The sequence below is a fragment of the Bacteroides sp. OF03-11BH genome (genome assembly GCF_003604005.1).
GTDB classification, from domain to species: Bacteria; Bacteroidota; Bacteroidia; order Bacteroidales; family Bacteroidaceae; genus Bacteroides; species Bacteroides ovatus.
This window is the reverse complement of record NZ_QTMW01000103.1, coordinates 1-2,916: the sequence shown is the minus strand read 5'-3', so window position 1 is coordinate 2,916 and position 2,916 is coordinate 1. Positions and strand designations below refer to the sequence as shown.

Annotated in this window: 3 protein-coding genes; 1 reads left to right on the top strand and 2 read right to left on the bottom strand. The window is 33.3% G+C overall.

Annotation, left to right across the window (positions count from 1 at the left end; genetic code table 11):
- Window positions 1-133 precede the first annotated feature (133 nt).
- On the top strand, window positions 134-778 hold the full coding sequence (locus tag DXA54_RS27715) for an HU family DNA-binding protein (protein ID WP_120081194.1): 645 nt from the start codon (window positions 134-136) through the stop codon (window positions 776-778).
- Window positions 779-990: 212 nt separating this feature from the next.
- Here DXA54_RS27715 and DXA54_RS27710 read toward each other — a convergent pair whose 3' ends face one another.
- Window positions 991-1,635, bottom strand: a complete 645-nt coding sequence (locus tag DXA54_RS27710) for a hypothetical protein (RefSeq protein WP_133304702.1) — start codon at window positions 1,633-1,635, stop codon at window positions 991-993.
- A 20-nt stretch (window positions 1,636-1,655) separates the two neighbouring features.
- Window positions 1,656-2,672, bottom strand: a complete 1,017-nt coding sequence (locus tag DXA54_RS27705; RefSeq protein WP_120081190.1) for a hypothetical protein — start codon at window positions 2,670-2,672, stop codon at window positions 1,656-1,658.
- Window positions 2,673-2,916: the final 244 nt, after the last annotated feature.

Here is a 2,916-nt window from a genome sequence, read left to right as displayed (position 1 = left end):
TTGTCACAACTTTTACAGGAAAATAATTTTTAATGCGTCTGCCCTGCAATAATGATAAATAGTAAATATCTAAGAGAAAATTAAGAAACATCAAGAAGATAATCTACAAATATCTAAAGAAAAAAGAAAGACTATGTCAGTACAATTTGAATTATACAAGACTCCTATGCCGAAGGAGAAAAAAAACAAGGTGAGATACCATGCTCGTCCAATCAGTTTTGAGACTGTGAATACAGAGAAATTAGTATATCGGATTCACGATCGTTGTTCACTTAGTCCATCGGATGTAATAGCAACGTTGGAAGAATTAAAATATGAAGTAGCCCAATGCCTCAAAGAAGGAAAGAAAGTACATATCAATGGATTGGGATACTTACAAATCACTCTTAGTTGCGAAGAAGAAATACGTGATCCCAAAGCTAAACGAGTACATAAAGTCAAATTAAAGGCTATCAAGTTCAAGGCAGATAAGGAACTTAAAGCTGAACTTTCCGATATGCACTTCCAACGTTCAAAATACAAGCCACATTCTGCTGGACTTTCTGAAGTAGAGATAGATATGGAATTGACGAAATATTTTGCCGAAAACCAAATAATCACCCGGAAAGACTTTCAGTATCTCTGTGGGATGACACAAATCACTGCCTATCGGCATATAAAAAGACTGATTGCGGAAAAGAAACTGCAAAATAAGGGGACTACTCACCAGCCTATTTATACACCGGTACCGGGTAATTACAGAGTTTCTGTAGATATAAAATACAAGGATAAAGAATAATATCAGGGTATATAGCAACTAATTATGTATATTTGCGTTAGCCATTGAGTAAAATTGCTTAATGCATTGAGTAAAAGTATTATCCACAAATCCGAAGTAAAATTAATCAGAGCGAAGGAGCAGGTGAACGGATTACCCTTCACCCGCTATCTCCTACCAACAAAGGGATGCAGAGAAAAGGTGAAGGGAATCTGATTAAATAGAAAATCTATTTAATCATCATATTTATTTGAGAAAACATACAATAAAGCAATTTCCTCCTCCCATACAGGTCTTTCCAATTCCCGGATCTGTTCTTCTGACATTGACTTCAAATACCCCTCTTTTCCAATCTTTTCTAATCTTTCCATTGTATATTTACTGATATATCCAGAACCCTTCTTGCGTGGAAGCGTCCAGGCTATGCGAAGCACCTGTTGAAGTTCCGGCGTATCTACTATCTCATAAGCTCTGATTTTTATCAAGGACATTTCAATCTCATCTTTATATTGCTGCATTCTACAAGCTAATTCATAATGTTTGGGATAGTTTTCCTCCATATAGGTAGTAAGATAATCATGGTAAAATTCCTCATATTTACATAATTCGGTTAATGCCAGTTTCAAAGCATGAATCATTTCAGATTTATTCAAAGGTTCTCCTTTTCTATAATATGACATTTTCCGAGGACGGCTCGCACTTTTATAAAAAGAATACTTTTCCGTTACATCATTATTCACACTACGCAAGTGATTGAATATTTGCTGATAACTTTGGAGTTCTGGAATCTCCATTTTTTTCTCAGTTACAACTTCTTGTGCTTGCAATGCAAAAGTAGCACCTAGTAATAGTACTAATTGAAATAATAAAGTCTTCATATTTTTCTTTTTTAACATTCTTAAAACTTGGCATTACGTCCTCTTTTTTTCGGACCAAAACCATAAAGCATTCCCTCTGTATACCGCTTACCTGCTATAATGATTTTTTCATGAAAACCTATTGAATCTTCTCCGACAAAATCAAAAACTAAACTTGGAAGCCCATCATCTATAGCATTTTCAGCCATTCTTTCATCAGCAGGTGAAACACCAACAATCCTAAATGGAGCGCTTTCATCTTTATTTAATTCTCTGTGTGTATGAAAAGTTCCAACAACTAAAAGCTGATCTTTCTCAAATGGATTTTTATTCCAATTCTCGCAAAAAGAAAAAGAAGAAAAAGGAAAAGAATCAGATTCCCTATATCCAACCCAATCAGACCCTGTATATATTTTAGTTCTAGTGCCTGGTGTTACTTCTATCATATCAAACATACCATGATTAAATGCAAGAAGATATCCGTATTCTTCTCCATATATATTCTTGTCTTCATTTCTTTTAGACAGTCCTTCCATCCAATAATGTTGAAACTTGCTACCATATTTTTTTGCCAAAACATCTCTATCTGGATAATCTACCACAATGGTTGCTTCACTTTCGGATTGATCATAAGTATAATATTGCATGTTTTTAAAATATGCGATAAATTTAAGTTTGAAAAAACCAGGACGATATACAGTGTAATAGTTCGATTCATTAATACTTGATGTTTCTCTTTCCAACAAAATATCTTCATCGTTTAATAACAACTTTATTTTATACAATCGATAATTAGAAGAACTATTTTCACAAAATAATTTCACCCTAAATTCTAATAGTTGTTCCTTAAGTTGTAGAGGGGCTGATTCTGAACTCTCAGGGGTAATTTCTAACCTAGCACTATTGTTTATATTTCCTGCATAAGTCTCTATAAATACATAATCTTCACCTCTTTCTATCATAATATTTTCGTCTGTGCAAGAATTTATAAAAAGGGAAACAAATACCAACACAAACAATATTCTCCATTGTCGAACAAAATCATAAAAGTGTTCCATAATACTACAGTTCTTAGTTAATAAATAGATTTAGTCATTCGGAACGATCGCTCTTTTTTATTTTCCGGATACACAAAGTAAAACAATTTGCTCCTCATAGTATAGAAAAAAGCAAAGAAAGTCACAGACAAGTTATCTACTTATCATTCAATGAATTGACTCAATAACAAAGCTAAAAATCGGACAAAACAGAAAAAAAAGGTTCTTCGTCAAATTTGGTGGTACTTCTTCTATTGTGAATAAA

What these genes read in the sequence shown, in the direction of transcription:
- DXA54_RS27715 (WP_120081194.1), top strand. Translation starts at nt 134, where the DNA reads ATGTCAGTACAATTTGAATTATACAAGACTCCTATGCCGAAGGAGAAA.
- DXA54_RS27710 (WP_133304702.1), bottom strand. Translation starts at nt 1,635, where the DNA reads ATGAAGACTTTATTATTTCAATTAGTACTATTACTAGGTGCTACTTTT.
- DXA54_RS27705 (WP_120081190.1), bottom strand. Translation starts at nt 2,672, where the DNA reads ATGGAACACTTTTATGATTTTGTTCGACAATGGAGAATATTGTTTGTG.